The sequence below is a fragment of the Streptomyces sp. D2-8 genome (genome assembly GCF_023184515.1).
Taxonomy (GTDB): Bacteria; Actinomycetota; Actinomycetes; order Streptomycetales; family Streptomycetaceae; genus Streptomyces.
The window spans coordinates 24,710-47,361 of the sequence record NZ_JAAHBP010000010.1 but is presented as its reverse complement, the minus strand read 5'-3'; the positions used below and the strand labels follow the sequence as shown (position 1 = coordinate 47,361).

Annotated in this window: 21 protein-coding genes and 1 pseudogene; 8 read left to right on the top strand and 14 right to left on the bottom strand. The window is 71.8% G+C overall.

Translation table 11 applies throughout. The features are described 5' to 3' along the window. Window positions 1-81 precede the first annotated feature (81 nt). The gene (locus tag G3I77_RS20150) at window positions 82-1,290 is read left to right on the top strand and encodes a nucleotide sugar dehydrogenase (protein WP_248505690.1); all 1,209 of its coding nucleotides are present in this window, start codon (window positions 82-84) and stop codon (window positions 1,288-1,290) included. Between the two features lie 76 nt (window positions 1,291-1,366). Here the strand turns inward: G3I77_RS20150 and G3I77_RS20145 are convergent, their stop codons facing one another. The 4 genes from G3I77_RS20145 to G3I77_RS20130 all read right to left on the bottom strand — a co-directional run bounded on the left by G3I77_RS20145 (window position 1,367) and on the right by G3I77_RS20130 (window position 5,916). Further along, on the bottom strand, window positions 1,367-2,491 hold the full coding sequence (locus tag G3I77_RS20145; protein WP_248505688.1) for a GuaB3 family IMP dehydrogenase-related protein: 1,125 nt from the start codon (window positions 2,489-2,491) through the stop codon (window positions 1,367-1,369). A gap of 105 nt (window positions 2,492-2,596) precedes the next feature. Further along, window positions 2,597-4,102, bottom strand: a complete 1,506-nt coding sequence (gene guaB / locus G3I77_RS20140; protein ID WP_248505685.1) for an IMP dehydrogenase — start codon at window positions 4,100-4,102, stop codon at window positions 2,597-2,599. A gap of 154 nt (window positions 4,103-4,256) precedes the next feature. Continuing rightward, the gene (locus tag G3I77_RS20135; protein ID WP_248505684.1) at window positions 4,257-4,844 is read right to left on the bottom strand and encodes a sigma-70 family RNA polymerase sigma factor; all 588 of its coding nucleotides are present in this window, start codon (window positions 4,842-4,844) and stop codon (window positions 4,257-4,259) included. A gap of 460 nt (window positions 4,845-5,304) precedes the next feature. After that, window positions 5,305-5,916 (bottom strand): response regulator transcription factor, encoded by a 612-nt coding sequence (locus G3I77_RS20130; RefSeq protein WP_003948568.1) that lies wholly within the window; start codon window positions 5,914-5,916, stop codon window positions 5,305-5,307. A 380-nt stretch (window positions 5,917-6,296) separates the two neighbouring features. On the opposite strand from G3I77_RS20130, the gene G3I77_RS20125 reads away from it, so the two are divergent. Further along, entirely contained in the window at window positions 6,297-6,626 is a 330-nt protein-coding gene (locus G3I77_RS20125; protein ID WP_107455880.1) for a WhiB family transcriptional regulator, read from the top strand. A 67-nt stretch (window positions 6,627-6,693) separates the two neighbouring features. Here the strand turns inward: G3I77_RS20125 and G3I77_RS20120 are convergent, their stop codons facing one another. Then, a complete protein-coding gene (locus tag G3I77_RS20120; RefSeq protein ID WP_248505683.1) occupies window positions 6,694-7,590 on the bottom strand; it encodes a LysR family transcriptional regulator in 897 nt (298 codons plus the stop codon). Between the two features lie 95 nt (window positions 7,591-7,685). On the opposite strand from G3I77_RS20120, the pseudogene G3I77_RS20115 reads away from it, so the two are divergent. From G3I77_RS20115 to G3I77_RS20095, 5 genes and pseudogenes are all read left to right on the top strand, one after another. Then, a pseudogene (locus G3I77_RS20115) lies at window positions 7,686-8,335 on the top strand (MOSC domain-containing protein). Window positions 8,336-8,429: 94 nt separating this feature from the next. Continuing rightward, complete coding sequence (locus G3I77_RS20110) at window positions 8,430-9,203, top strand: SDR family oxidoreductase (protein ID WP_248505682.1); 774 nt, start codon at window positions 8,430-8,432, stop codon at window positions 9,201-9,203. Window positions 9,204-9,316: 113 nt separating this feature from the next. Next, entirely contained in the window at window positions 9,317-10,024 is a 708-nt protein-coding gene (locus tag G3I77_RS20105; protein WP_248505681.1) for an ester cyclase, read from the top strand. A 315-nt stretch (window positions 10,025-10,339) separates the two neighbouring features. Further along, window positions 10,340-10,906 carry a GNAT family N-acetyltransferase gene (locus G3I77_RS20100; protein ID WP_248505680.1) on the top strand — a complete coding sequence of 189 codons (567 nt, stop codon included), beginning with the start codon at window positions 10,340-10,342 and terminating at the stop codon, window positions 10,904-10,906. Between the two features lie 587 nt (window positions 10,907-11,493). Beyond that, on the top strand, window positions 11,494-11,943 hold the full coding sequence (locus G3I77_RS20095) for a hypothetical protein (protein WP_248505679.1): 450 nt from the start codon (window positions 11,494-11,496) through the stop codon (window positions 11,941-11,943). Between the two features lie 43 nt (window positions 11,944-11,986). On the opposite strand, the gene G3I77_RS20090 is transcribed toward G3I77_RS20095, so the two are convergent. The 5 genes from G3I77_RS20090 to G3I77_RS20070 all read right to left on the bottom strand — a co-directional run bounded on the left by G3I77_RS20090 (window position 11,987) and on the right by G3I77_RS20070 (window position 17,128). After that, the gene (locus G3I77_RS20090) at window positions 11,987-13,051 is read right to left on the bottom strand and encodes a hypothetical protein (protein WP_248505678.1); all 1,065 of its coding nucleotides are present in this window, start codon (window positions 13,049-13,051) and stop codon (window positions 11,987-11,989) included. Between the two features lie 174 nt (window positions 13,052-13,225). Then, window positions 13,226-14,851 carry a chaperonin GroEL gene (gene groL / locus G3I77_RS20085; RefSeq protein WP_248505677.1) on the bottom strand — a complete coding sequence of 542 codons (1,626 nt, stop codon included), beginning with the start codon at window positions 14,849-14,851 and terminating at the stop codon, window positions 13,226-13,228. Window positions 14,852-14,967: 116 nt separating this feature from the next. Next, window positions 14,968-15,276 (bottom strand): co-chaperone GroES, encoded by a 309-nt coding sequence (gene groES, locus G3I77_RS20080; protein ID WP_003974211.1) that lies wholly within the window; start codon window positions 15,274-15,276, stop codon window positions 14,968-14,970. A gap of 167 nt (window positions 15,277-15,443) precedes the next feature. Beyond that, complete coding sequence (locus G3I77_RS20075; protein ID WP_248505675.1) at window positions 15,444-16,193, bottom strand: polysaccharide deacetylase family protein; 750 nt, start codon at window positions 16,191-16,193, stop codon at window positions 15,444-15,446. Further along, window positions 16,190-17,128 carry a polysaccharide deacetylase family protein gene (locus tag G3I77_RS20070; protein ID WP_248505673.1) on the bottom strand — a complete coding sequence of 313 codons (939 nt, stop codon included), beginning with the start codon at window positions 17,126-17,128 and terminating at the stop codon, window positions 16,190-16,192. Before G3I77_RS20070 ends, G3I77_RS20075 begins: the two co-directional genes overlap by 4 nt. A 118-nt stretch (window positions 17,129-17,246) precedes the next feature. Between G3I77_RS20070 and G3I77_RS20065 the strand changes: the two genes are divergently transcribed. Further along, complete coding sequence (locus tag G3I77_RS20065; protein ID WP_248505671.1) at window positions 17,247-18,416, top strand: methyltransferase domain-containing protein; 1,170 nt, start codon at window positions 17,247-17,249, stop codon at window positions 18,414-18,416. 3 nt (window positions 18,417-18,419) lie between these two features. Here G3I77_RS20065 and G3I77_RS20060 read toward each other — a convergent pair whose 3' ends face one another. From G3I77_RS20060 to G3I77_RS20045, 4 genes are all read right to left on the bottom strand, one after another. Continuing rightward, the gene (locus G3I77_RS20060; RefSeq protein WP_308311403.1) at window positions 18,420-19,643 is read right to left on the bottom strand and encodes an RNA polymerase sigma factor; all 1,224 of its coding nucleotides are present in this window, start codon (window positions 19,641-19,643) and stop codon (window positions 18,420-18,422) included. Window positions 19,644-19,765: 122 nt separating this feature from the next. Next, entirely contained in the window at window positions 19,766-20,122 is a 357-nt protein-coding gene (locus G3I77_RS20055) for a YciI family protein (RefSeq protein ID WP_248505669.1), read from the bottom strand. A 197-nt stretch (window positions 20,123-20,319) separates the two neighbouring features. After that, entirely contained in the window at window positions 20,320-21,324 is a 1,005-nt protein-coding gene (locus G3I77_RS20050; RefSeq protein WP_248505782.1) for an LCP family protein, read from the bottom strand. Window positions 21,325-21,549: 225 nt separating this feature from the next. Next, window positions 21,550-22,626 carry a LacI family DNA-binding transcriptional regulator gene (locus G3I77_RS20045; protein WP_248505666.1) on the bottom strand — a complete coding sequence of 359 codons (1,077 nt, stop codon included), beginning with the start codon at window positions 22,624-22,626 and terminating at the stop codon, window positions 21,550-21,552. Window positions 22,627-22,652 lie beyond the last annotated feature (26 nt).

Below are 22,652 nucleotides of genomic sequence, written 5' to 3'. Positions count from 1 at the left end.
GTCTGACATTGCGCTCGCCCGTCCTGTCCACAGGGCTTGCGTACCTGTCCCACTTCGGCTATCGGGAAGGACGGCCACGCCATGCCCGCAGATCTCGCCGTCATCGGACTCGGCCCGTACGGCCTGCCCCTGGCCCAGGCCGCCGTCGCCGCCGGCGTCCCCACCATCGGCTACCGGACCGGACCCGAGGCGGGCTCGCTCAGCCCCGCCGAACTGCGCCGGATGCTCTCGGGGGGCTTCCGGCCGACCACCGACCCGGCCGAACTCGGCCGAGTGCGCACCGCGGTCATCTGCGCGCCGACCCCGCGGGGAGCGGACGGCGGGCTCGACCTGAGCCAGCTGGAGGCAGCCGCCCGCACCCTGGCCGCCCACCTGCGCCCGCACACCACAGTGATCCTGGAGTCACCTGTGTACCCGGGGACGACAGAGGAATTCCTGCGTCCGCTCCTCGAAGAGGGCTCCGGTCTGCGCGCGGGCCGCGACTTCCACCTCGCGTACTCCCCCAGCCGCGTCGACCCGGGCAACCGCGACGTCACGCCCGCCACCACCCCCAAGGTCATCGGCGGCCTCACCCCGGCCTGCACCGAGTCGGCCGCCGCGTTCTACGCACGGCTGACCGACAAGGTGGTACGCGCGCGTGGCCCCCGCGAAGCGGAGACCGTGCAGTTGCTGGAGACCAACTACCGGCATGTGAACATCGCCCTCGTCAACGAGATGGCCGTCCTCTGCAACGACCTGGGCGTCGACCTCTGGGACGTCATCCGCTGCGCGGAGACCAAGCCGTTCGGCTTCCAGGCCTTCCGTCCGGGCCCCGGCGTCGGCGGCCACTCCGTCCCCCAGGACATGACCGCCGGCGGCGGCCGCGGCCTGCGCATGGTGGAACTGGCCCAGGAGGTCAACAGCCGCATGCCGGGCTACGTCGTCCAGCGCGCCGCCACGCTCCTCAACGAACACGGCAAGTCCGCCCGGGGCGCCCGCGTGCTCCTCCTCGGCGTCACCTACAAGCCCGACCTCGCAGACCTCCAGGCCACCCCCGCCCAGGAGATCGCCCTGCGCCTGATGGAACTGGGCGCCTCGGTCAGCTACCACGACCCGCACGTCCCCGCCTGGAGCGTCCTCGACCGGCCCATCCCCCGCGCCGACTCCCTCTACGAGGCGGCATCCGACGCGGACCTGACCATCCTGCTCCAGCAGCACCGCACGTATGACCTCCAGGGCCTGTCGGTGAAGGCCCAGCTGCTGCTCGACACGCGGGGCGCGGCGCCCACGGGAGCGGCGCACCGGTTGTGAGGGACCAGGCGCCTCCCGGCATGCGGAAGGGCCGGTCACCCCGGGTGGGGTGACCGGCCCTTCCCAGGCCTGCCGGCTACCGACGGTGCTGCGAGTCCGCCACCGTCACCTCGACGCGCTGGAACTCCTTGAGCTCGCTGTAGCCGGTCGTGGACATGGCGCGGCGCAGGGCACCGAAGAGGTTCATCGAGCCGTCCGGCGTGTGGGACGGGCCCGTGAGGATCTCCTCGAGGGTGCCGACCGTGCCGAGGGCGACCTTCTTGCCGCGCGGCAGTTCCTCGTTCACGGCCTCCATGCCCCAGTGGTGGCCCTGGCCCGGGCCGTCCGTGGCACGGGCCAGCGGGGAACCCATCATGACCGCGTCCGCGCCGCAGGCGATCGCCTTGGGCAGGTCGCCGGACCAGCCGACACCGCCGTCCGCGATCACGTGCACGTACCGGCCGCCCGACTCGTCCATGTAGTCACGGCGCGCGGCGGCCACGTCGGCGACCGCCGTCGCCATGGGGACCTGGATGCCGAGCACGTTGCGCGTGGTGTGGGCCGCGCCGCCGCCGAAGCCGACCAGCACACCGGCCGCGCCGGTGCGCATCAGGTGCAGGGCCGCCGTGTACGTGGCGCAGCCGCCGACGATCACCGGGACGTCCAGCTCGTAGATGAACTGCTTCAGGTTCAGCGGCTCGTGCGCACCGGAGACGTGCTCCGCCGAGACCGTCGTACCGCGGATGACGAAGATGTCCACGCCCGCGTCCACGACGGCCTTGGAGAACTGGGCGGTGCGCTGCGGGGAGAGCGCGGCGGCGGTGACGACGCCGGAGTCGCGCACCTCCTTGATGCGCTGCCCGATCAGCTCCTCCTTGATGGGAGCCGCGTAGATCTCCTGCAGACGGCGGGTCGCGGTCTCCGAGTCCAGCCCGGCGATCTCGTCGAGCAGCGGCTGCGGGTCCTCGTAGCGCGTCCACAGGCCCTCGAGGTTCAGCACGCCGAGGCCGCCGAGCTCGCCGATGCGGATCGCGGTGGCCGGGGAGACGACCGAGTCCATGGGGGCGGCCAGGAAGGGCAGCTCGAAGCGGTAGGCGTCGATCTGCCAGGCGATCGAGACCTCCTTCGGGTCCCGCGTACGGCGGCTGGGGACGACGGCGATGTCGTCGAAGGCGTACGCCCGGCGGCCGCGCTTGCCGCGCCCGATCTCGATCTCAGTCACGTCTGTGGCCTTTCCCTGATGCGGTGCAGCGTCTTCCAGTATCGCCGACGGGCACGACGAGGGCGGCCCCGGATGCTCCGGAGCCGCCCTCGGAAGGCCTGGCCGCTACTTGTTGCGGCTGTAGTTCGGCGCTTCGACCGTCATCTGGATGTCGTGCGGGTGGCTCTCCTTGAGTCCCGCTGAGGTGATCCGGACGAAGCGGCCCTTGGTCTCCATCTCGTCGATGGAGGCGGCGCCCACGTAGCCCATCGTCTGGCGCAGACCGCCGACGAGCTGGTGCAGGACGTTGGCCAGCGGGCCGCGGTAGGGCACCTGGCCCTCGATGCCCTCGGGCACGAGCTTGTCGTCGGAGCCGACCTCGCCCTGGAAGTAGCGGTCCTTGGAGTACGACTTGGCCTGGCCGCGGGACTGCATCGCACCGAGCGAGCCCATGCCGCGGTACGACTTGAACTGCTTGCCGTTGATGAACTGAAGCTCGCCCGGGGACTCCTCACAGCCCGCGAGGAGGCTGCCCAGCATCACCGTGTCGGCGCCGGCGGCCAGGGCCTTGCCGATGTCGCCGGAGTACTGCAAGCCGCCGTCGCCGATCAGCGGGATGCCCGCCGGACGGGCCGCGAGGGACGCCTCGTAGATGGCCGTGACCTGCGGGACACCGATACCGGCGACGACGCGGGTGGTGCAGATCGAGCCGGGGCCCACGCCCACCTTGATGCCGTCGACACCGGCGTCGATCAGCGCCTGAGCGCCGTCACGGGTGGCGACGTTGCCGCCGATCACGTCGACGCCCACGCTCGACTTGATCTTCGCCATCCAGCTGAGCGCGTTGCTGTTGTGGCCGTGCGAGGTGTCGACGACCAGGAAGTCCACACCGGCACCGGCGAGCGCCTGGGCGCGCTCCAGGGCCTCCGGGCTGGCGCCCACGGCCGCACCGACGAGCAGCCGGCCCTCGGCGTCCTTCGCCGCGTTGGGGTACTGCTCGGCCTTGACGAAGTCCTTGACCGTGATGAGGCCCTTGAGGACACCCGCGTCGTCGACCAGCGGAAGCTTCTCGATCTTGTGGCGGCGCAGCAGCTCCATGGCGTCGGTGCCGGAGATGCCGACCTTGCCGGTGACCAGCGGCATCGGGGTCATGACCTCGCGCACCTGACGCGTGCGGTCGGTCTCGAAGGCCATGTCGCGGTTGGTGACGATGCCGAGCAGCTTCTTGTTGCCGTCGGTGACGGGGACGCCGCTGATGCGGAACTTGGCGCACAGGGCGTCGGCCTCGCCCAGCGTCGCGTCGGGGTGCACCGTGATCGGGTCGGTGACCATGCCGGACTCGGAGCGCTTCACCAGGTCGACCTGGTTGACCTGGTCCTCGACGGAGAGGTTGCGGTGCAGCACGCCGACGCCGCCCTGGCGGGCCATCGCGATCGCCATGCGGGACTCGGTCACCTTGTCCATCGCCGCGGACAGCAGCGGGATGTTGACCCGGACGTTGCGGGAGATGCGGGACGAGGTGTCGACCGCGTTGGGGAGCACCTCGGATGCACCCGGCAGCAGCAGCACGTCGTCGTAGGTCAGCCCGAGTGTCGCGAATTTCCCGGGCACTCCGTCGACGTTGGCAGTCATGACACCTTCCCCAAATGGCCTTGATCGGTGCGGATGTCCATGCTAACGGCCAGCGCGGCTGTCTCATTCCACGGTTCCGCCCGACTCCGGGCTTCGTATGTTCGTACGGAAGCGGCGCACCGCCTGTTCAACAGGGGGGTCTGTTCCAGCAGGGCTACTGCTCGGCCAGCGCTCGCAGCCGGCTCAGTGCCCTGTGCTGAGCCACCCGGACCGCACCGGGTGACATTCCCAACATCTGGCCGGTCTCCTCGGCCGTGAGCCCCACCGCGATGCGCAGCAGCAGCAGCTCCCGCTGGTTCTCGGGAAGGTTGGCCAGGAGTTTCTTGGCCCATTCCGCGTCGCTGCTGAGCAGGGCGCGCTCCTCGGGACCCAGCGAGTCGTCCGGGCGCTCGGGCATCTCGTCGGAGGGGATGGCCGTCGAGCCGGGGTGACGCATCGCCGCGCGCTGCAGGTCGGCGACCTTGTGGGCGGCGATGGCGAAGACGAACGCCTCGAAGGGGCGCCCGGTGTCCCGGTAGCGGGGCAGCGCGAGGAGTACCGCCACGCAGACCTCCTGGGCGAGGTCCTCCACGAAGTGCCGGGCGTCGCCCGGGAGACGGGACAGCCGGGTGCGGCAGTAGCGCAGGGCCAGGGGGTGGACATGGGCGAGCAGGTCGTGCGTCGCCTGCTCGTCCCCGTCGACGGCGCGGTGGACGAGCGCACCGATCGCGCCCTGGGCATGGGCCGCCTCGTCGTCGCGCATCGGTCCATGGTGCCTTGCGGCCGCCGGCTCCGCGGCACCGCGCCCGTTGTTGTGCACCGAAGCGTTATGAGCAGGTGCGCCGGCACTCATCCCCTGCGCCCTCCCCTTCCGCTCGACCGACTCGTTCCCGAGGAACTCCACACCCTCAAGGATGCGGCATCCCCGGCGAAACGAGCAGCAGGCCTCCGGCGGACCCTGGGTCCACCCGCGCCCACCTGGCTTTCCGTGCCTTCAGCACGACCGCTGGGACCTGCCGTTCGGATCATCCCGGGGACGAGGGTCCTCGCCCGCGCCCTCCCGAGCTCTCGACCTCGCCCGGGCAGATCCCTGCCGGCGTGGCCGTCGGCCGCCGGCTTCGGTCCCCGCGGGTGCGGCTCGCGCGGGGGCATCCGCGTGCCCCCGCTCACCGGCACCGACAAGCTGCCGTCGGTGCCCTGCGGCCTGATCCGAACGCCAGGCCCTAGCGCACCAGACCCCATCGGAATCCGAGCGCCACGGCGTGGGCACGGTCCGAGGCGCCGAGCTTCTTGAACAGGCGCCGGGCGTGCGTTTTGACGGTGTCCTCGGAGAGGAACAGCTCACGGCCGATCTCCGCGTTCGAGCGGCCGTGGCTCATGCCTTCGAGGACCTGGATCTCACGCGCTGTGAGCGTGGGCGCCGCCCCCATCTCGGCCGAGCGCAGCCGGCGCGGGGCGAGCCGCCAGGTCGGGTCGGCCAGGGCCTGGGTCACCGTCGCGCGCAGTTCCGCGCGGGAGGCGTCCTTGTGCAGATAGCCGCGGGCACCGGCGGCGACCGCGAGGGCCACGCCGTCCAGGTCCTCGGCGACGGTGAGCATGATGATGCGCGCACCGGGGTCGGCGGAGAGCAGCCGCCGGACCGTCTCGACGCCGCCCAGTCCGGGCATGCGTACGTCCATCAGAATCAGGTCCGAGCGGTCGGCCCCCCAGCGGCGGAGGACTTCCTCGCCGTTGGCCGCCGTCGTCACGCGCTCTACGCCGGGCACGGTCGCGACCGCACGACGGAGCGCCTCTCGGGCAAGCGGGGAGTCGTCGCAGACGAGGACGGATGTCATGACCGCCCTCCGCAGCTGATGCACGTCACCTTGAGCCTCCAGGCTGGTACGAAATCGTCACCTGTGCGGTCGACCGCCTCGGACACCCGTCCGAGCGCTTGTTCCTTCAACCGCCTCGCCCTCTCAACGACGGTCACTCGAAAGAGTTACGGGGTCGGCTGTCGTCTTCGGCACTCTACGTGAGGGGGCGGACACGGTGCAGACATGCGCCCTGGACCCTCGAACTTTCATCACAACCCATGCCCCATTCAGACCCATTTCTTCCGCTTTGCCAGTGTCTGGAGCTAGATTCGCAATGAGTCATATTTTCATCTCCTTAGATCGTAGTTGTACGGTCGTAGGCACCGGATCCGCCCAGAACGGCTACAAGGGGTCACGTAATGGCAGATTTCTCCCGCCTTCCCGGACCGAACGCGGACCTGTGGGACTGGCAGCTGCTGGCCGCCTGTCGAGGGGTGGACAGCTCGCTCTTCTTCCATCCGGAAGGTGAGCGCGGTGCGGCGAGGAGCGCTCGTGAGAACTCGGCCAAAGAGGTCTGCATGAGGTGCCCGGTACGTGCCGAGTGCGCCGCCCACGCCTTGGCGGTGCGTGAGCCGTACGGCGTGTGGGGCGGGCTGACCGAGGACGAGCGCGAAGAACTGATGGGGCGGGCGCGCAACCGGCTGGTGTCGGCGTCGGCATCGGGCGGGCACGCCGCCTCGAACAATTGAAGGAACGTTTCTGCGAAACGGGCACGCGTACGCGTGCCGTTGGTTTTTGGCCGCGGGCGTACCGGTACTAGCGGCGGGCGGCCCGGGCCAGCTGATCGAGCGTCGCCGCCACGGCCGGGACCTGTGCGAGGTCGGGCAGGGTGAGCGCGACGATCTCCCGCCGCACCGCCGGTTCGAGCCGCACGGTGCGCACCCCCCGGGGCCGCACCGACTCGACGGCCAGCTGGGGCAGCACGGCCACGCCCAGACCGGCGCCGACCAGGCCCACGACGGCCGGGTAGTCGTCGGTGGCGAAGTCGATGCGCGGGGTGAAGCCGGCCGCCGCGCACACCTCGACCAGCTGTCCGCGGCAGCGCGGGCAGCCCGCGATCCACGGCTCCTCGGTGAGTTCGCCGATAGCGACGGACTCCGCGCCCGCGAGCCGGTGCCGCTCCGGCACGAGTGCGACGAGCCGGTCCGACAGCAGCGGCCGCACGACGAGGTCGTCCCACTCCTGCGCGCCCGCCGCCCCCTCGTAGCGGAAGGCGAGCGCCACGTCGCAGTCGCCCTCGCGCAGCAGCCCGACGGACGCGGGCGGCTCGGCCTCCTCCAGGGAGACGCGGGTGCCGGGGTGCGCCTGGCGCAGTGCGGCGAGGGCCGTGGGGACAAGGGTGGAGCTGCCGCTCGGGAAGGAGACGAGCCGGACCCGGCCCGCGCGCAGCCCGGCGATGGCGGCGACCTCCTCCTCGGCGGCCGTCAGCCCGGCGAGGATCCCGGCGGCGTGCCGCACCAGGGCCTCGCCGGCCTGGGTCAGGCGCATCTCCCGTCCGGTGCGGATCAGCAGCGGCGTGCCGACGGAGGTTTCCAGGGCCTTCATCTGCTGGCTGACGGCGGGCTGGGTGCAGCCCAGCTCGCGGCCCGCGGCGGAGAAGGAGCCGGTGGTCGCGACGGCGCGCAGGACACGGAGATGACGAGCTTCGATCACCCTTCGAGGATAAGCGACCCTTTGATGCTGCTTCCGATAATGCGTCGACGCTTTGGGGGACGGTCGCCTACCGTGCGGGCAGGAAGCTTCTGTCAGTGAATCTGGGCCGGGCCGAGGCGGTGCCGTACACGGACAACCCGGAGGGCGTGACCGGGATCGACAAGCGGCCGGTGGACGGGCCGGTGCGGGTGTCCGCGCCCGGCGGGCGTCGGCGGGAGCGGGCTGGCCGGTGACGCGGTGTGCAAGCTGGAGCACCACGGCGGCAACGACCAGGCGGTGTACGCCATGGCCCGCGAGGACCTGGACGAGTGGGAGCGCGAGCTGGGCCGGACGCTGGCCGACGGCGCGTTCGGCGAGAACCTCACCACCCGGGGGCTGGACGTGTCCGGTGCCCTGATCGGCGAGCGCTGGCGCATCGGGCCCGAGGTGGTGCTGGAGATCACCTCCGGGCGGATTCCCTGCCGTACGTTCCAGGGCCACATGGGACGAGAAGGGCTGGGTGAAGCGGTTCACGCAGCGGGGTGCGCCGGGGGCGTATCTGCGGGTGATCGTGCCCGGGGAGATCCGCGCGGGCGATGCCGTCGAGATCGTGCACCGGCCCGGCCACGACGTGACCGTGGCCCTGCAGTTCCGGGCGGTGACGACCGAGCGGACGCTGCTGCCGCGGCTGCTGGCGGCGGGCGAGGCGCTGCACCCGGAGCTGCTGAGGACGGCACGGGAGTACCAGGAGAAGTACGGGGCCTGACGGCCGCTCACCACGCCCGTCTCCACGGACCCTTCACCACGGACGGCCCCACGGGGAAGCGGACGCATGCGGTCCGGGTCACTAACCTTCTGCCATGACAACGGCTCTGATTACGGGATCGACGGCAGGCATCGGGGCCGCGTTCGCGCGGCGACTGGCGGCGGACGGGCACAACCTGGTGCTGGTGGCCCGCGACACCAAGCGGCTTCGGGAACAGGCGACCGAGCTGCACGACCGGCACGGCATCGAGGCGGAGGTGCTGACGGCGGACCTGGCCGAGGACAAGGGCATCGAGGCGGTGGCCGGGCGCCTCGGCGACCGCAAGAACCCCGTCGACCTGCTGATCAACAACGCCGGGTTCGGCAACAAGGGCCGCTATCTCGACGTCTCCATGGCCGACGAGCTGCGGATGCTGAAGGTGCACTGCGAAGCGGTGCTGCGGCTGACGTCGGCGGCGGCCGAGGCGATGCGCGAGCGCGGCCGCGGCGGCGTCGTCAACGTCGCGTCGGTGGCCGCCTTCGTGCCCCGGGGCACCTACGGCGCCTCCAAGGCCTGGGTCGTGCAGTTCACGCAGGGAGCGGCGCGCGACCTGGCGGGCAGCGGCGTACGGCTGATGGCGCTCTGCCCGGGGTTCGTGCGCACCGAGTTCCACGACCGGGCCGGAATGGGCACCGACAACATCCCGGGCTGGATGTGGCTCGACGCGGACAAGCTGGTGGCGGCCGCGCTGCACGATCTGGCGCGCGGCAAGACGCTGTCCATTCCGGACCCGCGCTACAAGGCGCTGATGGGGGCGGCGAAGCTGGTGCCGCGGGGGATGCTCGGGGCGGTGTCGTCCAGGACGGGCCGGAAGTACGGGCCGCAGTAGGCGCACGCGGTCGGCCCGGGCGGCTCCTCCCTTCCCAGCCGGGAGGCATCCGGGCCGGCCTCTTGGGACAATGAAGCTGTTCAGCCGGACCCAGGGGGGCCGGAGGCGAGGCCATGACCTTCGTACAGCTCATCGAATGCAGGACCAGCCGGCTCGACGAGATGAACCGGCTGATGGACCGGTGGGTCGAGCAGACCAAGGGGAAACGGACCGCGTCGCACAGTGTGGTGGCGAAGGACCGGGCCGACGCCTCCCACATCGTGGAGATCGTGGAGTTCCCGTCGTACGAGGAGGCGATGCGGAACTCCGGGCTGCCGGAGACCGACCGGATCTTCCAGGACATGGTGGCGCTCTGCGACGAGACGCCGACCTTCACGGACCTGGACGTGGTGCGGGACGAGCAGCTGTACGCCGCCACCGCGCGCAGGTTCTTCGAGCTCGCGCCCGGCCAGGGGCACGCGCCGCCGATGAACGACGTGTTCATCGAGGACTACCACGACCACGATCCCGCCAATGTGCAGGACCTCATCGGCCTGGACGCGGTCCGGCGCGAGGTGGAGGTGTGGCGGGGCGGGTTCGACTTCTCGTTCACGATCGATGACCAGATGGCACAGGGCGACCGGGTGTGCACCCGGTGGACCTTCCACGGGCGCCACACCGGCGACTTCCTCGGGATCCCGCCGACCGGGCAGGACGTCACCATGACCGGGACGACCGTCCACCGCTGCACGCCGGACGGGAAGATCGCCGAGGGCTGGTGGCAGTACGACCGGCTGGGGCTGATGCAGCAGCTCGGGGCGCTGGAGCCTACGGAGCTCTGACCTCGCGGCGCTTCTTCCATCCGCCGATACGGCCGGCGATGGTGCGCGCATGCCGGGGATTCGGTGTGTGGCGTTCCATCTCCAGGTCGTGGTGCACCCCTGTGCAAAGTCGGCGCCGACCGGACGACCGGCGCAGCGAGGCGTCGACGCTCAAGCGTCTGCGACGTGTCCGCGGCGCGCGGCGAGCCGGACGCCCGCGAAGTTCCTGGACGCAGGCCGCGGCCCTGTACGAGGAGCTCGGCGACGCGCTGTCCGAAGTCCCGCGGAGGCAGGCGGAGGACGTCACGGCCTCGGGGAACGGGGAGGAGCACGGCGGTGGTGGTCGAGCCCGGTGAGGTCGAGGGCGGCGGGAGGGAGCCGGCCGCCGACTGGTTCCGCCGGATCTGCGCAGTGCACGACCGCGTCTTCTCCGCCGAGCCGTTCGCCTGGGTCCCGGAGATGTCCCCCGCACACGAGGAGGAACTCCGGGGCCTGATGGCGGTCGCAGGTTTCCGGCTGGTGGTGGCCCGGCAGCGGGACCGCCTCCTCGGATACGCCTACGGTCATCCGCTCCCCGCCGACCACGGCTGGTGGGGCGACTTCACCCGGCCGCTCCCCGCCGGTCTGGTACGGGAATGGCCGGGCCGCACCTGCGCCGTCATCAGCCTGGCGGCCCTCCCCGAGCGGCGTGGCCGCAACACGGGCCGGCGCCTGTTGGAGGAGCTTCTGCGCGACCGCGCGGAGCAGCGCGCGATCCTGTCGGTGCAGCCCACCGCCCTCGCAACGCAGCGCCTCTACCGGCACAGGGGGTGGACGAACGTCGGCAGAAAGGGCCCACTGGCCGGCATCACACCGCCCTGCTGGGACATCTACGTGCGCGACCTGGGCGTTGCGCCCCAGTAGTCGGCCGCCCGTTCTCCGGTCAGTGCCCGGCATGGGCGTCCATGCCGCTCGGTCCGCCAACGGGTCGCGTTCCGGGCACCGGCCCTGGTTCCTAGTGGTTGGCCACAGAGTCCGATGGGGCGCACAGAACCCCGGCCTTCGTCGGACACGGCGGCGGCGGAGGCGGATGCGCGCGCTCGTACTCCTCGTGCCCACACGGTGAGCGTGGCAATCAGTGCGACGGTCGCGATGAGCAGTTGGAGCGTCCCTGCGAACGGGTGTGCCGAGCGCAGGAAGGCCCAGGCGATCACGAGAGTGACCATCGCCGCAGTCGTGGCGAACGGCGGTGGCGGACGCCGCTACGGGCCTGACGCTGCCGGACGTGGACCCGCACGCCGTGCGAGGTCTGAAGTTCGCGGAGGCACTGCCCGTGCGGCTTGCGGAGGCCACGCTCGCCGCGCGGCTGGGGGACGCCGACGGGGCCGCCGAGGCGCCTGCCCTCCGTCCTCCCTGCTGGCACCCGTCAACCGTCAACGCGCATGTCGCACCAGAAGGGTCTATACATGTCATAAATCGTCGAAGGGCAGGCTATGAGAAGACCCGGTGTTGTGGCCGCCTGTGTGGCAGTGGTCATGGTGGGCGGACTCGTCGTCGCCGGTTGTGCAGCCGAGGACGACAGCTCCGCTCCTGTCCCGGACAAGAGCACCCCGACCACGGAGAAGGCCGAAGGGCAGGGCGAGGAGCCGCAGGGCGGACGGTCGGAGGCCGCGGGCAGCGAACGCGACGACCTCGTCAGCTTCGAGATCGACGACCGCTCGCAGGCTGGGTTCGAGAACATCTGGGTCACCTGGACGATCCGGAACCGGAGTTCGGAGAAGTCGGACTACACCTGGGAGTGGGAAGCCGTGGCCCCGGACGGCAAACGGCTCTACAACTCCACCGAGCTCGCCACCGACGTACAGCCGGGGCAGACGGCGGCGGGTGAGTCCCCCACCACGCTCAAGACTTCGGGCGTGAAGATCAACATCACGGAGTTCGACCGCAGCAAATCTTGGTGAGCCGCAGGTGTCAGGAGACGTGAAGGGTGCCGCCGCCGGACGGCTAGTCGCCTCCGCCACCGCCCCCTCCGCCTCCTCCGTCCCCACCGCCGCCGCCGTCACTGCCACCCCCGCCCCCGTCGCCCCCGTCCCCGCCGTCGCTGCCCCAGCCGTCGCCGCCGCCGGGTTCGTTGTCGTCGCGGTCCCTGCCGAGGTTGCTGAACCAGGGGTGGTCCCAGGTGTCCTCGTCCGTGTCCCGGCGGCGCTTCACGGCGCGGAACCTGGCCAGGCCCGTCGTGTCGCCGAGGCCGAAGGACACCGCGACCGCGTGGGCCATGACGGCGTCCAGGGGGTCGGGGCTCTCGTGGTGCACGTCGGCCAGCGGCAGCAGCACCGAGCCGGGCGGGGGGCCGGGCCACCGCGAGGGGCGGGTCAGCAGCGCGACCCGCTGGTCGTCGCGCATCAGCCACGAACTCTCGGCGTCCTCGCGGCGCAGGGTCCAGAGCCGGTCCGGCAGGCGGATCTCGACCTTGCTCTTGGACTTGCGCACCTTCTTGCGCAGTTCGAGCCGGGCGGTGAGGTCGCCGACGTACATGACCAAGCCGTTGGCCCGGTCGGCGCTGTCGGGGCGGTAACCGTACGGTGCCCACAGGCGCACGGCGGGGGCGTGCGGGCCCCAGACGTCCACGCGTACCGAGCGCCGGTCCACGGCGACGGTCACCCGTCCGGCGGGGCCGGGCGCGTGGCGGCGCGCGATCCACAGCGGTACGCCCTCCGCCTGCGCCCGTGCGGCGAGGTCGGCCACGTGCTCCGGCCCGCCGCACCTGCGCACCGCCAGTTCGCCCAGCGCGCGGGCGAAGTCGGCGGCCTGACGGGCCTTCAGGGGGGTGGTGGTGCCGGTCACGCGGGTGACCGGGACGACGCCGGGGCCCTGGGGCAGCATCCCCAGGGGGCGTTCGGTGCCCCCGCCGCCGAGCCAGCAGCCCCGCAGGAACGCTTCTGCCATGGCGGCGAGGTTCAGTTCGTCCAGCGGGGTCGTCCTGCCGCCCCTGCGCAGTCCGTCCTCGGTGAGCCGCACCGTCCGCGCCAGCGGGTTGCGGGACCGTTCCCCGTAGAGCACCTGGTTCATCCCTGCCCCCTTGTGATCCGCCTGCTCTGCGGGTAGACCACCGCCGGCCCCGGCGCGGTTCCCTGACCGGCGGAGAAAGGCACACGGCGAAGGCCCGGCAACCCCGTCTCCGGGGTGCCGGGCCTTCGCTCGGGCTCGGGCGGGCTGACGTCGTCAGCCCTCAGCCGTCATGCGTCAGTGCGCGTGGCCGTGGCTGTGGCCCCCGGCGGCCGGCTCCTCCTCTTCCTTCTTCTCGACGACCAGGGTCTCGGTCGTGAGGAGGAGGGAGGCGATGGAGGCGGCGTTCTCCAGGGCGGAGCGGGTGACCTTGACCGGGTCGATGACGCCGGCCTTGACCAGGTCGCCGTACTCGCCGGTGGCGGCGTTGAAGCCCTGGCCCTTGTCGAGCTCGGCGACCTTGGAGGTGATGACGTACCCCTCCAGGCCGGCGTTCTCGGCGATCCAGCGCAGCGGCTCGACGGCGGCCTTGCGCACGACGGCGACACCGGTGGCCTCGTCGCCGGTCTTGCCGAGGTTGCCCTCGAGGACCTTCACGGCGTGGACCAGCGCGGAGCCACCACCGGAGACGATGCCCTCCTCGACCGCGGCGCGGGTCGCGGAGATGGCGTCCTCCAGACGGTGCTTGCGCTCCTTGAGCTCGACCTCGGTCGCGGCACCCACACGGATGACGCACACGCCGCCGGCCAGCTTCGCGAGGCGCTCCTGGAGCTTCTCGCGGTCCCAGTCGGAGTCGGTGGACTCGATCTCGGCCTTGATCTGGGCGACGCGGCCCTGCACGTCGTCCTTGTTGCCGGCACCGTCGACGACCGTGGTGTCGTCCTTGGTGACGGTGACGCGGCGGGCCGAGCCGAGGACGTCCAGACCGACCTGGTCGAGCTTGAGGCCGACCTCCTCGGAGACGACGGTGGCGCCGGTGAGGACCGCCAGGTCCTGCAGCATCGCCTTGCGGCGGTCGCCGAAGCCGGGGGCCTTCACCGCGACGGCGTTGAAGGTGCCGCGGATCTTGTTCACGACGAGGGTGGACAGGGCCTCGCCCTCGACGTCCTCGGCGATGATCAGCAGCGGCTTGGAGGAGTTGGACTGGATGACCTTCTCCAGCAGCGGCAGCAGGTCCGCGATGGCGGAGATCTTGCCCTGCGTGATGAGGATGTACGGGTCGTCCAGGACGGCTTCCATGCGCTCCTGGTCCGTCACGAAGTACGGCGACAGGTAGCCCTTGTCGAAGGCCATGCCCTCGGTGAAGTCCAGCTCCAGACCGAAGGTGTTGGACTCCTCGACGGTGATGACACCGTCCTTGCCGACCTTGTCCATCGCCTCGGCGATGAGCTCGCCGACCTGCGTGTCCTGGGCGGACAGCCCGGCGACGGCGGCGATGTCGGACTTCTCGTCGATCGGCCGGGCGGTCGCGAGGAGCTCCTCGGAGACCGCGGCGACGGCCGCGTCGATGCCCTTCTTCAGGGCGGCCGGGGAGGCGCCGGCGGCGACGTTCTTGAGGCCCTCGCGCACGAGCGCCTGGGCGAGCACGGTCGCGGTGGTCGTACCGTCACCCGCGATGTCGTTGGTCTTGGTCGCCACCTCCTTGACCAGCTGGGCACCGAGGTTCTCGTACGGGTCCTCGACCTCGACCTCACGGGCGATGGTCACACCGTCGTTGGTGATGGTGGGAGCGCCGAACTTCTTGTCGATGACGACGTTGCGGCCCTTGGGGCCGATCGTCACCTTGACCGTGTCGGCAAGCTTGTTGACGCCGCGCTCGAGGGCGCGACGGGCGTCCTCGTCGAACTTCAGGATCTTCGCCATGGGAGCGTGAGCCCTCTTCCGGAATCTGGGGTAACGGCAACTGCGCCCCGGGCGCCCGGCTTCTTAGCGATCGCGGGGGCCAGGGGCGCAGTTCAAAGCAATGTGCTTGGGGTGAATTACTTCTCGACGATCGCGAGCACGTCGCGGGCCGAGAGGACGAGGTACTCCTCGCCGTTGTACTTCACCTCGGTGCCGCCGTACTTGCTGTAGAGCACGACGTCGCCGACGGAGACGTCGAGCGGAAGACGGTTGCCGTCCTCGAAGCGGCCCGGGCCCACGGCCAGGACGACGCCCTCCTGGGGCTTCTCCTTGGCGGTGTCCGGGATGACCAGGCCAGAGGCGGTGGTCTGCTCGGCGTCGAGCGGCTGGACCACAATGCGGTCCTCGAGCGGCTTGATGGCAACCTTGGAGCTGGTGGTCGTCACGATCCGACCTCCCCCTTCGGAGATCACGGGGTTGACTGTCTGAGGTGGCGACCAGGTGGATCCGTCGTCGCGGGTGCCGGACCTGCCCGTCGCTGTGTTGGCACTCTCCTAGGGGGAGTGCCAGAGCCGAGACTATGACTGCGATTAGCACTCGGTCAAGCGGACTGCTAATTGCCGGCGGCGCGTCGGCCGGGTGTCTTCTCCAGGTAGTCCTCCAGCCGCCCCACCCGCAGCCCTCTCCGCTCGATCTCGCGCAGCAGCCGGACCGTCCGTTCCGTCAGGCTCGGGGACACCGTCTCGCCCGACGGCACCGAGACGATGTCGCCCGCCCGCAGGCCGGGTCCGCCCCGGGTGTACGTCAGTTCCCCGTCGGCGTTCAGGGACGCGCGCCACAGGACGACCGCGGTGATGCCGCAGTCGGCGGCGGCGCGCAGGGTCACCCGGTCGTAGGTGCCGTAGGGCGGGCGGAAGAGGCGGGGGGTGATGCCGAAGCGGGAGCGGAGTTTGTGCTGCTGGCCGCAGATCTCGGCGCGCTGGCCGGCATAGGGCAGACCGCGCAGGGCGGGGTGGTCGAGGGTGTGGTTCTGGATGGACGCGCCGACCGCGCGCAGCCGGGCGAAGTGGCCGTAGCCGGGTCCCACGACGCTGTCGGTGAGGAACATGCTGACCGGGAGCCGCCGGTCGCGCACGAGGCCGACGAAGCGGGGGTCGCGTTCGGCGCCGTCGTCGTAGGTGAGGAAGACGACCGGGTCGCGGGTGGGGACGTGGTCGACGACGGGGGGCAGGTGGCGGCTGTCGCTCACCGCGCGAGCGGGGTCCTGCGCCCGGCCGTCGGCGTGGCCCGGCCGCTCCCCCGCGGGCCCGGCGCAGCCGGCCAGCAGGGCCGCGCACAGCACGGCGGCGGCCGGCCGCCTCACAGGTAGTCCTCCAGCCGCCCCACCGCGTACCCCTCGGCCGTGGCCTTGTTCAGGAAGCGGCGGACCATGTCGGCCATCGTGCCCTTCCACTGGTCACGGCCCCGGAAGTGCGTGAGGACGATGTCCCCCGGGCGCAGCTTGCGGTCCCCTTCGCGGTACTCCCAGTGGTCGGCGAAGACCTCCTGGTTCCACAGGGGCACGTACGCGATGCCGCAGGCCTTGGCGGCGCGCAGGGTCGCCCGGTCGTAGCTGCCGAAGGGCGGGCGGAAGAGGGCGGGGCGTTTGCCGAACCGCTTCTCCATGTAGCGCTGCATGCCGCAGATCTCGCGCTTCTGCGCGCGGTACGACAGGCCGCGCAGGTTGGGGTGGTGGAGGGTGTGGTTGTTCAGGACCACGCCCCTGGACTGCATCCTGCGGAAGTAGCGGGGGTCGTCCTTGACCAGGTAGCCGCTGAGGAAGGCGGTGTACGGGACGTCCAGGTCGCTCATCATCCGCAGGAACGCCCGGTCCTTCTCGGCGCCGTCGTCGATGGTGAGGAAGACGACCTTGTCCCGGGTGGGGACCGTGGTGAAGACGGGCGGGAGGTTCAGCCGCCGGTGGCCGTCCACCTCGAAGCCCTTGCGGGTTTTGATCCTCGGCTTCCGCGCGGGCGCCGCCGGGGCGGTCAGGGGGACCTTGCGCAGGTTCCAGCGGTGCGCGGCGGCGGCCCGGGCGGCGTGCGCGGCGCGCAGCTTGGTGGCGTAGGAGTCGAGCGCGCGGGCCGGGGGCGCGTCGAGGGGCTGCTGACCGCCTGCCGGGGCGACCTGGTCACTGCCGTCGTCCTGCGCGCAGCCGGAGGCGATGGCGGCGAGGACGAGCACGGCGAGGCCGATCCGTACGCGTGCGGGCGCACGTCCCCCTGCCCGATTTTTGTCATTTTGTACGACTGCTCGCATGATGCCGGATCCTCGCAGCCCCTCCCCCCGATCCCGGCCCGACACCGCGGCCGGCGCCCCACTATCCACCGACTGGCCCACACGCCGCCCGCCCGCCGACGTGGCCGACAATGATCCGGTGAACGACCTCGCTCCCCTCCTCACCCCCGAAGGCCGCGCCCTCCTCGACGAGGTGCGGGACACCGACCCGGCGCAGGAGCTGGCCGTCGCGACCCGTTTGCGCCGCGAGCACCCCGCCGAGCTGGTGTCGGCGGCGCTCGGGCAGGCGCGGCTGCGGCAACGGGCGGTGGTGAAGTTCGGGGCCGAGGACGCGGGCCGGATGTTCTTCACGCCGAACGGGGTCGAGCAGTCGACGCGGGCGAGCGTGGCGGCCTACCGGGCCCGGCGCATGGCCGGCCTGGGCATCACCTCGGTCGCCGACCTGTGCTGCGGCATCGGCGGTGACGCGATCGCGCTGGCCCGCGCCGGGATCCGGGTGCTGGCCGTGGACCGGGACCCGCAGACGGCCGCGGCGGCGCGGGCGAACGCCGACGCGCTGGGCCTGGCCGATCTCATCGAGGTGCGCGAGGCGGACGTCACGGACGTGGACACGGCCGGTTTCGACGCCGTGTTCGTCGACCCCGCCCGGCGCGGCGGCCGCGGCCGGATCTTCGACCCCGAGGCCTACTCACCACCCCTGTCCTGGGCTGTCTCCGCCGCCCGCCGGGCCCCTCGCGCCGCCGCGCTGAAGATCGCCCCCGGCGTTCCGCACGAGGCGGTCCCCGAGGACGCCGAGGCCGAGTGGATCTCCGACGGCGGGGACGTCAAGGAGGCGGTGCTGTGGTTCGGCACCGAGCCGGGGGCGGTCCGGGCGACCCTCCTGCCGGGCCCCCGCACCCTGCTCTCCCGCGGCCTGCCCGACCCGGAGGTCCGTCCGCCCGGCCGCTACCTCTACGAGCCCGACGGCGCCGTCATCCGCGCCCACCTGGTCGCCGAGGTGGCCGACGAGGTCGGCGGCGGGCTGCTCGACGCGACCATCGCGTACGTCACGGCCGACGCCCTGCACCCGACCCCGTACGCCACGGCCTACGAGATCACCGACCATCTGCCGTTCAACCTCAAGAGGCTGAAGGCCCTGCTGCGGGAGCGGCAGGTCGGCACGCTGACCGTGAAGAAGCGGGGCTCGGCGGTCGAGCCGGAGGAGCTCCGCAGGAAGGTCAAGCCGCAGGGCCCGCACGCGGCCACGGTGTTCCTGACCCGGGTCGCGGGAGCACCGGCGATGCTCATCGGGCACCCGGTCCGGGCGTAGCCGTCAGGACTGCTCCGCCGCCCGCCTCAGCAGCAGGTCCCGCTCCCGCCCGTTCCGGGTCAGGGACGCCGCCCGTTCGAACTCCGCGCGGGCCTGAGCCGTACGGCCGAGGCGGGCGAGCAGGTCGCCGCGGACGCTGGGCAGCAGGTGGTACTCCCGCAGGGCGGGGTCGCCGGCCAGGGCGTCGACGAGGACCAGGGCGGGGCCCGGCCCTTCGGACATCGAGACGGCCACCGCGCGGTTCAGCTCCACGACCGGCGACGGGGAGCGGGCGGCGAGGAGGCCGTAGAGAGTGGCGATGCGGGACCAGTCGGTCTCCTCGTACGTGTACGCGTGCGCGTGGCAGGCGGCGATGGCCGCCTGGAGGAGGTACGGGCCCGGCGCGCCGGAGGAGGTGGCCTCGGCCCGGCCCAGCGCGGCGATGCCGCGGGAGATGAGCATGCGGTTCCAGCGGGAGCGGTTCTGGTCCTTCAGGAGGACCGGCTCGCCCGAGGGGCCGGTGCGGGCGGCCGTGCGGGAGGCCTGGAGCTCCAGGAGCGCGGTGAGGCCGTGCACCTCGGGTTCCTTCGGCATGAGGGCCGAGAGCACCCGGGCCAGGCGCAGGGCGTCCTCGCACAGGGAGGGGCGGAGCCAGTCGTCGCCGGCGGTGGCCGCGTACCCCTCGTTGAAGATCAGGTAGATGACGTCGAGGACCGAGCCGAGACGGGCCTCGCGGTCGGGGCCGTGGGGCACCTCGAAGGCGACGTTCTTCGTCGCCAGGGTGCGTTTGGCGCGGACGATGCGCTGCGCGATCGTCGGCTCCGGGACAAGGAAGGCGCGGGCGATCTCGGCCGTGGTCAGGCCGCCGAGCAGGCGCAGGGTGAGGGCGGTGCGGGCCTCGGTGGTCAGGACCGGGTGGCAGGCGGTGAAGACCAGGCGGAGCAGGTCGTCGTCGATGTCGTCGGGGTCGGCGGGCTCCTCCGGGGGAGCCGTGGCCGACAGGTCCCGGCCGATCTCCGCCAGCTTGCGGGCGTAGTTCTCGCGGCGCCGGACCAGGTCGACGGCGCGGTGGCGGGCGGTGGTCATGAGCCAGGCGCCCGGGTTGTCGGGCACCCCGTCGCGCGGCCACTGCTCCAGTGCCGCGACCAGCGCGTCCTGCGCGAGTTCCTCGGCGATGCCGACGTCCCGGACGACCCGGGTGACGCCGGCGATGATCCGGGGCGACTCCATGCGGAAGACGGTCTCGATGGTCTCTGCGGTCCGGTCGGGCCGGGGCGCCGGGGGCGGGGTGGGCTGCGAGGCCGGGGTGGGCTGCGGGGTCACAGCCCACCATCAGACACCCGTGGGGCCGCCCGGCCAAGCAGGACCGGTCAGTCCCCGGCGATCTGCCGGACCTCGGCGGTGATCGTCCAGTAGTCCTCGTGCAGGGACAGGAACCGCTTGGTCCACTCGATCGCCTCGGCCTTGTCCTTGCACTGGCTGATCGAGTAACCGCCGATGACCTCCTTGGACTCGGTGAACGGCCCGTCGGTGACGGACAGCTGCCCGCCCTCCCAGGTCACCCGGCTGCCGTCGGAGGTCGGCGTGAGCCCGGCCGTGTCGAGCATGACCCCTGCCTTGGTGATCTCCTCCAGCAACTTGCCCATCCGCTCCATGAGCTCGGGGCTCGGGCCCTCGGCGGGGGCGTTCTTCTCGTCGATGCGGATCAGGGTGAGAAAGCGCGGCATGGTGACTCCTCGGGGTCTTCGGAGCGGGGCTCTTCCCCACTCTCACCCCTGCGTCGATCGGGAGACCGCCGGATCGACACGCTCGCCGGATTTCTTCGGAGAATTTTCCGCGGGAGGCGTCTTCGCAGGTGAGACGCCCTGCCGGTACAGCAGCTCGGCCGCCGGCCCTTCTTCCTGCCCGCCGTCAGGACCCGCCGTCACCGCAGCGACTCCCACAGCTCCCCCGCCTCCGGCTCGTCCGCCACCACCCGGTTGGGATCCGACGGCGCCTGCACCACGGGCATCATCACCGTGCGCACCCCGCTCGCCGAGAGGCCCTTCAGGCTCTGTCCGAGCCGGGTCAGTTCGGCGAGGGAGTCCAGGCCGGTGTCGGTGGTGAGGCCGGCCGTGACCGTGTCCGCGACGCGGTACAGCCTGGCCGGGTCGGTGAGCAGGTCCTGGGCGGCGATCTGCTCCAGCAGGGCCTTCACCAGCTTCTGCTGGAGGCCTATGCGGCCCAGGTCGCTGCCGTCGCCTATGCCGTGCCGGGTGCGGGCGAGGGCGAGGGCCCGGGTGCCGTCCAGGTGGTGGGTGCCCGCCTTCAGCCGCAGATGACTGTCCTCGTCGGCGATGTCCTCGTCCGTGGTGACGGTGACGCCGCCGAGCGCGTCGACCAGCCGGGCGAAGCCCGAGAAGTCGATCTCGAGGTAGTGGTCCATGCGGACGTTCGTCAGCGCCTCGACCGTCTTCACCGCGCAGACCGGACCGCCGACCTCGTAGGCGCTGTTGAACATGGAGTGGTGGGCGACCGCCGTCGACCCGCCGGACGGGCGCGGGCAGGACGGGCGGGTGACCAGGGTGTCGCGCGGGATGCTCACCACCGTCGCGCTGGTCCGCCCGGCGTCGAGATGGACGACCATCGCCGTGTCGGAGCGGGCGCCGGAGCTGTCGCCGCCGCCGAGCCTGCGGTTCTCCTCGCCGCTGCGCGAGTCCGAGCCGAGGACCAGGATGTTGAGGGCCTCGCTCGGCAGGGCCGCGGGCGACGGTGTGGTCACCGGCTTCGACGGCCGGTCGTCGCCCAGCGCGTTGGCGATGTCGACGCTGGTGATGTTGTCGCTGAGATGCCAGTAGGCCCAGCCCGCCGCCCCGGCGCCCAGCACCAGCGCCCCTGCCAGGGTGAGGCCGGCGATCTTCAGCGCTCTCGACCGCCGGCCCACTTCCATGCCCTCGTCCCCGTTGCGTCCCGTCACGGGCAGGAACGTAAGTCCGAATTATTACGAGCAGGGAGTCCAGGGCGCTCTTTCTTCGGAAATTCTCAGATTTCCGGACCGGGACTCACCCCAGCGTCACCACCGGCACCGGATTGCTCTCTATTGCGGGCGCCTCCGAAAGTTTCGATGGTGCAACCGATTGACTTCGGTGCAGCATGGAGGCGTCCGCAACACCCGTCAATGCGGCTCCTGGCCTCCCGCCGGCCCCGCCGTGCTGCTGCGCACCACCAGGCTCGTCGCCAGCTCCACCCGGGTCGCCGCCGGCGTCTCCTCGTCCCGCCCGAGGTCGAGGACCAGCTTGGCCGCCGCCTCGGCCATCTCCGTCAGCGGCTGCCGTACGGTCGTCAGCGGCGGCCCGACCCACGGCGCCACCGGCAGATCGTCGAACCCGACCACGCTCAGGTCCTCGGGGATGCGCAGACCCAGCTCACGCGCGGCCTCGTACAGCCCGAGCGCCTGGAGGTCGTTCCCGGCGAAGACGGCGGTCGGCCGGTCCGGGCGGCGCAGCAGCTCCAGACCCCGCCGGTAGCCGGTCTCGTGGTGGAAGTCGCCGGTCGCGATCAGGGCGGGATCGACCGGCAGCCCGGCCGTCTCCAGTGCGGCCCGGTAGCCGTCGATCCGGGCCCGGCTGCACATCATCTGCGACGGCCCGCTGATCGCGCCGATGCGGCGGTGGCCCAGCTCGACCAGATGCCGGGTGGCGGCGAGACCGCCCTGCCAGTTGGTCGCGCCGATCGACGGCACGTCGGCGCCGGGGTCGCCGGCCGGGTCCATCACCACGAACGGGATGGAGCGGCTGGTCAGCAGCGCCCGCTGCGACTCGTCGAGCCCGGACAGGACCAGGATCACGCCGTGCGGCCGGCGCGCGGCGACCTGGTCGGCCCAGGTCCGCCCGGGGGTGAGCCGCCCCGCGCTCTCGGACAGCACGACACTGAGGCCGGCGTCCCGGGCCACGTTCTCCACGCCCCGGATGACCTCCATCGCCCAGGCGCTCTCCAGCTCGTGGAAGACCAGGTCGATCAGGGGCGAACGGGTCGCCTCGGCACGGCGGCGCCGGTAGCCGTGGGCGCGCAGCAGGTCCTCGACGCGGGACCGGGTGGCCGGGGCGACGTCGGCCCGGCCGTTGAGGACCTTCGAAACAGTCGGCGCCGACACGCCCGCCTCACGGGCGATCTCGGCGAGCGTCGCGGTCTGCGCTGTGCGCCCCTGCGTCCGGGTCTGCGTCCGGCTTTCAACGGGCTCCGGGGAAGTCATGGCGGCGATCGTAACCCTGCGGGCCC